Below are 6,309 nucleotides of genomic sequence, written 5' to 3' on the forward strand. Positions count from 1 at the left end.
GGTGTATATCGCTGTGCCCAAGGGTCAACAAAAGCTGACGCCGGAGATGGTGCTCGAACGCATCGTGCGCGAAACGTCGCTCAGCGAGGGCGATGCCCGCAACGTGCTCATCACGCTGCGCAACCTGATCATGGAGTGTGCACGGCTGGGCGTGGGGCTCGACCTCGGCGACATCTTCTCGCTGCGCGTGGTGGTGCCCTCGAAACAAATCGAGAAGGAAATCGACGTGACGGCAACCTCTGCCCTGAAGCCCGCCAAGCTGGTGCTGACATGGAAAGACACGATTCGCCGCGCACTGAAGCAGTTACAGGTGGAGGTGGATAACCCGAAGCGGAAGAAAGAGAAGAAGAAGGAGGAAGGAGGAATTGGACAGCACGGGAATTAGGAGCCTCCCCCCCAACCCCCTCCAAAGGAGGGGGAGCTGCGAGCTTGCGAGGAATTAGTTTGCACGCTGTTTGTGCTCCCCCTCCTTCGGAGGGGCCGGGGGAGGCTCCTGGGCTCCCGGATTTTAGGAGGTCTTTCAGCGGGAAGTCTCTTGGGGAGGGCGCACGACTTACCAGCATTTAATCAAACTCAAAATCAAAATCCATTTTATGATTAACTCGCTTGTCTGTGTGCCCTCCCCGTTTTAATACACACCCGGGAGCCTCACCCAAAAGCCTCCCCCGGCCACCCCTCTCGGTCTCCCCGTTATCGGGGAGCAGAAATCTCCCAAGGAGAGGGGAGTAATATGCAAATAGACCTTGCGAACACATTAGTCTGCAAGGCCTATTTTTGTTTATTTTATAATGTATTGTTCATCATTAGCCCGCAAGTTTGTACTCCCCTCCTTTGGAGGGGGTGGGGGAGGCTTCTCTCCCCTCCCTCGGGAGGGGTTGGGGGTGGGCTGGGAAGGGTCTTGTGTGTGTATCAGATGGGCTGACAGGTAGTCTGTGATAGGTTTCTGCAACTTTTTCCGTATGTCTCTTGTGCGTTTCCTTTTTTTTATTTACCTTTGCAGCCGGTATGGAAAGTTCGACAACCTGTCAGATTGACCTCAAAGCATTGGAACAGGAACGAAGCATCTTTGAATTCGACCTTGATGATGCATTTTTCCGGTCGTTAGAGACCGCAGAAGTGCAGCATGGGCAGTTGAAGACGACGGTGACGGTGAACCGCACCGGCGATTGTTTCGACATAGACTTTCATACCGTTGGCAGCGTTGCTGTTCCCTGCGACCTTTGTCTGGACGACATGGAGCAGCCCATAACTGCCGACGGCCGATTGGCTGCCCGGTTCGGAGATAGCTACGCCGAAGAGGACGACCTTGTGACAGTGACCGAGGACGAAGGAATACTCGATGTCGCATGGTTTGTTTATGAATCCATAGCGCTCAGTATTCCCATCAGGCACGTGCATGCACCCGGTAAATGCAATCCTGCCATGATTGGTATGCTCGAAGCGCATGCCGCTGCCCGAAGCAGCGAGGACAAAGCAGAGCGACCTGTGGATCCGCGATGGGCGGCGCTGTCGGACCTGAAACTTGAAGATTAAAAAACAAAAGATTAAAATTAAAAGATTATGGCACATCCTAAAAGAAGACAGTCAAAGACTCGTACACTCAAAAGAAGAACGCATGACAAGGCAGTAGCCCCGACGTTGGCCGTATGCCCGAATTGCAGCGCCTATTACGTTTATCACACCGTATGCCCCACGTGCGGTTACTACAGAGGCAAGGTAGCCATTGTTAAGGAAGTCGCTGAATAATGGGAAATATCAACGCTATCATCACGGGTGTCGCCGGTTATGTGCCCGATTACGTCCTCAACAACGAGGAACTGTCGCGCATGGTAGACACCAACGATGAATGGATAGTCACGCGTACCGGCATCAAGGAGCGTCGGCTGTTGACCGAAGAAGGTCTGGGCACATCGTATATGGCCCGCAAAGCTGCCAAACTCTTGATGAAGAAGACCGGTGCCGACCCCGATAGCATTGATGCGCTTCTTGTAGCAACCACTACTCCTGATTATATTCATCCATCGACAGCATCTATCGTGCTGGGCAAGCTGGGACTGAAGAATGCCTTTGCATTCGACTTCGCCGCTGCCTGCTGCGGCTTCATGTATGCACTCGACGTAGCTTGCAATATGATTCAGAGCGGTCGCCACAAGCGTATCATCGTGATTGGTGCCGATAAGATGTCGGCTATCACCGACTATCAAGACCGTGCCACTTGCCCGCTCTTCGGCGATGGTGCCGGAGCTGTCATGGTGGAAGCGACAGAGGAAGAGAACATCGGCTTGATTGATTCTTTCCATCGCACGGACGGCAAGGGACTCCCGTTTCTGCATGTCAAGGCGGGCGGCTCGGTTTGCCCCTCATCGCATTATTCCGTCGATCACCGCATGCACTACACCTATCAGGAGGGGCGTTTCGTCTTCCGTTATGCCGTCACTGCAATGGGTGACGACTGCGAAGAGTTGCTGAAGCGCAATAACCTGACGATAGACGACATCGACCATATCATTCCTCATCAAGCCAATCTGCGCATCATCGAGGCCGTGGCCAAGCGCATTGGGGCACCGATGGAGAAAGTTCTGGTGAACATTCAGCACTACGGGAACACCAGTGCAGCCTGCATGCCGCTCGTGCTTTGGGACTTTGAAAAGGACCTCAAGAAAGGCGACAAAATCATCTTCACCGGCTTCGGAGCTGGCTTCGTCAACGGCGCTTCCTATCTGAAGTGGGCCTACGACGGTGCTTCTGCAGCCATGGTGAAGTAGTCTCAACAGAACATAAATACAACAAAGAAACGCATCTTTCTTATTGGTATGATAAGAGACGATGCGTTTTTTGTTTCAACGCTAAACATCAATAGTAAAATAATGACGCATAAAGCAGGATTTGTGAACATAGTGGGCAACCCGAACGTGGGAAAAAGTACGCTGATGAACCAACTCGTCGGCGAGCGCATCAGCATCGCCACATTCAAGGCACAAACAACGCGCCACCGCATCATGGGCATCGTCAACACGGACGACTGCCAAATCGTCTTCTCCGACACGCCCGGTGTTCTGAAGCCCAACTACAAGATGCAGGAAATGATGCTGGCTTTTTCGGAGTCAGCACTTAAGGACGCCGATATTCTGCTGTATGTGACCGACGTCGTAGAGAATCCCGAGAAAAACTTAGACTTTTTGGACAAAGTCAGGAAGATGGCGATTCCCGTATTGCTCCTGATCAACAAAATTGACGAGAGCGACCAAAAAACACTCGGCGACATCGTCGCACGATGGCACGCGCTGCTTCCCAACGCCGAAATATTACCGCTCTCGGCCAAAAACAAGTTCGGCGTCGACATACTCCTGAAGCGCATCAAGGAGCTCCTTCCCGAGTCGCCGGCTTATTTCGACAAGGAGCAGCTGACCGACAAGCCGGCCCGGTTTTTCGTCAGCGAAATCATTCGCGAGAAAATCCTACTCTATTACGACAAGGAAATCCCCTACAGCGTGGAAGTCCGCGTGGAGCGATTCAAGGAAGACGACACAAAAATCCACGTCAACGCCGTTATCTACGTAGAACGCGACAGCCAGAAGGGCATCATCATCGGCCATCAGGGCGTAGCATTGAAGAAAGTGAACACCGAGTCGCGAAAAACCTTGGAACGCTTCTTCGGCAAGAAAATCTTCCTCGAAACCTTCGTCAAAGTAGACAAAGACTGGCGATCGTCGCAGCGCGAACTCGACAACTTCGGGTACAACCCCACGTAAACCTCCCCCGAAACCCACCCACAAACCAAGGCAGACAAAACACCCCCGGCCCTGAATAGAAAGAGGGCACACTCTCCGCAAAAAGGAGGGCCGAAGAACGCATAACTTCAGAAATCAAACAAAATATGGCAAATTTAGTAGCAATCGTAGGCCGACCCAACGTCGGAAAGTCAACGCTTTTCAACCGACTCACACAGTCGCGCCGCGCCATCGTCAGCGACACGGCAGGAACCACCCGAGACCGCCAATACGGCAAATGCACATGGAACGCAAAGGAGTTTTCCGTCGTCGACACCGGCGGATGGGTCGTAAACTCCGACGATATCTTCGAAGACGCAATACGACGACAGGTCATCGTCGCCACCCAAGAAGCCGACCTCGTACTTTTCCTCGTCGACGTCACCACCGGCGTAACCGACTGGGACGAAGACGTCGCAACAATCCTGCGCCGCGCGAAACTCCCAACGATACTCGTAGCCAACAAAGTGGACAACAGCAGCGCCTATTACGAAGCAGCCGAGTTCTACAAACTGGGGCTCGGAGAGCCGCGATGCATCAGCGCAGCCACCGGCGGAGGAACCGGCGACCTACTCGACACCCTCGTAGACATGCTTCCGCAAGAAAATCCCGAAATCATCGAAGAAGAGATACCACGGTTCGCCGTCGTCGGGCGACCAAACGCAGGCAAAAGCAGCATCATCAACGCCTTCATCGGCGAAGACCGCAACATCGTCACCGAGATAGCCGGAACCACGCGCGACAGCATCTACACACGCTTCGGCAAGTTCGGATTCGACTTTTATCTCGTCGACACAGCCGGAATCCGACGAAAAAACAAAGTCACCGAAGACCTCGAGTTCTACAGCGTCATGCGCTCCATAAGGGCCATCGAAAACAGCGACGTTTGCCTCCTCATGCTCGACGCGACGCGCGGCATCGAAGCACAGGACATGAACATCTTCCAACTCATACAGAAAAACAACAAAAGTCTCGTCGTCGTCGTCAACAAATGGGACCTCGTCCAAGACAAATCACAAAAAGTCATCAACACCTTCGAAGCCGCCATACGCAGCCGCATGGCGCCCTTCGTAGATTTCCCCATCATCTTCGCCTCCGCCCTCACCAAGCAGCGCATTTTCCGCGTGCTCGAAACAGCCAAGCAAGTCTACCTCAATCGGAAGGCACACGTCGGTACGGCCAAGCTCAACGAGGTCATGCTGCCCATCATCGAGGCCTTTCCCCCACCAAGCATCAAAGGGAAATACATCAAAATCAAGTATTGCACACAGCTGCCCAACACGCAGATACCTTCCTTCGTCTTCTACGCCAATCTGCCGCAGTATGTGAAAGAAAACTACCGCCGGTTCCTCGAAAACAAAATACGAGAGAATTGGTCCATGCACGGCTGCCCCATCAACGTGTTCATCAGGCAGAAATAGCCCCATTTGCCCACGGCAACCCATGCCGAAAGGTAGCCACGGACGCCCCGCTCATGGAAACTCCGTCCTAAAAGCAGCCACAAACGTACTGCCCCCTACCCTCCCCTCCGGAGCGCAGGGGGCATTTATCATGCACCTTTCCGATAACATTTTTTATCAAAATTCATCTGTCTGCGACCTTTCCAACCCCTTGGAAAATAAAAAATCATCTGACGACGCACTCTCCAACCCCTTGGAAAGCAAAAAATCATCTGACGACGCACTCTCCAACCCCTTGGAAAGCAAAAATCCTCGGACGATGCACTTTCCAACCCTTTGGAAAGCAAAAAATCTTCGGGCGATGCACTTTCCAACCCCTTGGAAAGCAAAAATCCTCGGGCGACGTACTTTCCAACCCCTTGGAAAGCAAAAATCATCGGACGACGCACTTTCCAACCCCTTGGAAAGCAAAAATCATCGGACGATGGCATTTCCGAGGCCTCGGAAAGCAAAAAATCATCGGACGATGGCATTTCCGAGGCCTCGGAAAGTAAAAAATCATCGGACGATGGCTTTCCGAGGCCTCGGAAAGCAAAAAATCATCGGACGACGGCATTTCCGAGGCCTCGGAAAGCAAAAAATCATCGGACGGCGGCTTTCCGAGGCCTCGGAAAGCGAAAAATCTTCGGACGATGGCTTTCCGAGGCCTCGGAAAGTAAAAAATCATCGGACGACGGCTTTCCGAGGCCTCGGAAAGCAAAAATCTTGTGGAAATTGCAAAAAACAATTGTTTCCAAGTAAAATCCTTGTGGAAATTGCAAAAAACAATTGTTTCTAAGTAAAATCCTTAAGGAAATGTTAAAAAACAATTGTTTCTGAATAAAATCCTTGAGGAAATGTTAAAAAACAATTGTTTCTGAGCAAAATCCTTGTGGAAATGGCAAAAAACAATTATTTCTAAGCAAAATCCTTGAGAAAATGGCAAAAAACAACTGTTTCTGAATGAAATCCTTTGGGAAATGATAAAAAACAATTATTTTTCGATAAAACCTTTTGCGACAGCATTTCCAAGGCCTCATTTCTTAAAAAACATTTTGCGACAGCGTTTCCGAGGCCTCGTTTCTTAAAAAACATTTTGC

The 6,309-nt window shown here is 51.5% G+C and carries 8 protein-coding genes; 7 read left to right on the top strand and 1 reads right to left on the bottom strand.

The genetic code is table 11. From position 1 onward, the window contains the following. The first annotated feature begins 1 nt into the window (after position 1). The 7 genes from H164_RS15685 to H164_RS15765 all read left to right on the top strand — a co-directional run bounded on the left by H164_RS15685 (position 2) and on the right by H164_RS15765 (position 6,008). Entirely contained in the window at positions 2-385 is a 384-nt protein-coding gene (locus H164_RS15685) for an HU family DNA-binding protein (RefSeq protein ID WP_051082188.1), read from the top strand. A gap of 620 nt (positions 386-1,005) precedes the next feature. Next, the gene (locus H164_RS0106020; protein ID WP_019967792.1) at positions 1,006-1,533 is read left to right on the top strand and encodes a YceD family protein; all 528 of its coding nucleotides are present in this window, start codon (positions 1,006-1,008) and stop codon (positions 1,531-1,533) included. Positions 1,534-1,560: 27 nt separating this feature from the next. Continuing rightward, positions 1,561-1,746, top strand: a complete 186-nt coding sequence (rpmF, locus tag H164_RS15095; protein ID WP_008564851.1) for a 50S ribosomal protein L32 — start codon at positions 1,561-1,563, stop codon at positions 1,744-1,746. After that, on the top strand, positions 1,746-2,765 hold the full coding sequence (locus H164_RS0106025; protein ID WP_019967793.1) for a beta-ketoacyl-ACP synthase III: 1,020 nt from the start codon (positions 1,746-1,748) through the stop codon (positions 2,763-2,765). Before rpmF ends, H164_RS0106025 begins: the two co-directional genes overlap by 1 nt. A 102-nt stretch (positions 2,766-2,867) precedes the next feature. After that, entirely contained in the window at positions 2,868-3,752 is an 885-nt protein-coding gene (gene era, locus H164_RS0106030) for a GTPase Era (RefSeq protein ID WP_019967794.1), read from the top strand. A 125-nt stretch (positions 3,753-3,877) separates the two neighbouring features. After that, positions 3,878-5,191 carry a ribosome biogenesis GTPase Der gene (der, locus tag H164_RS0106035; RefSeq protein ID WP_019967795.1) on the top strand — a complete coding sequence of 438 codons (1,314 nt, stop codon included), beginning with the start codon at positions 3,878-3,880 and terminating at the stop codon, positions 5,189-5,191. 22 nt (positions 5,192-5,213) lie between these two features. Further along, positions 5,214-6,008 (top strand): hypothetical protein, encoded by a 795-nt coding sequence (locus H164_RS15765; protein ID WP_019967796.1) that lies wholly within the window; start codon positions 5,214-5,216, stop codon positions 6,006-6,008. Between the two features lie 119 nt (positions 6,009-6,127). Here the strand turns inward: H164_RS15765 and H164_RS15770 are convergent. Continuing rightward, on the bottom strand, positions 6,128-6,309 hold a 182-nt coding region (locus H164_RS15770; RefSeq protein ID WP_211214767.1), incomplete at its 5' end, for a hypothetical protein.

The sequence above is a fragment of the Segatella maculosa DSM 19339 = JCM 15638 genome (assembly GCF_000382385.1).
In the GTDB taxonomy this organism is placed as follows: Bacteria; Bacteroidota; Bacteroidia; order Bacteroidales; family Bacteroidaceae; genus Prevotella; species Prevotella maculosa.

Coding starts and splice junctions, on each gene's coding strand:
- H164_RS15765 (WP_019967796.1), top strand. CDS start 5,214: ATGCCGAAAGGTAGCCACGGACGCCCCGCTCATGGAAACTCCGTCCTA.
- H164_RS0106020 (WP_019967792.1), top strand. CDS start 1,006: ATGGAAAGTTCGACAACCTGTCAGATTGACCTCAAAGCATTGGAACAG.
- era (WP_019967794.1), top strand. CDS start 2,868: ATGACGCATAAAGCAGGATTTGTGAACATAGTGGGCAACCCGAACGTG.
- H164_RS0106025 (WP_019967793.1), top strand. CDS start 1,746: ATGGGAAATATCAACGCTATCATCACGGGTGTCGCCGGTTATGTGCCC.
- der (WP_019967795.1), top strand. CDS start 3,878: ATGGCAAATTTAGTAGCAATCGTAGGCCGACCCAACGTCGGAAAGTCA.
- rpmF (WP_008564851.1), top strand. CDS start 1,561: ATGGCACATCCTAAAAGAAGACAGTCAAAGACTCGTACACTCAAAAGA.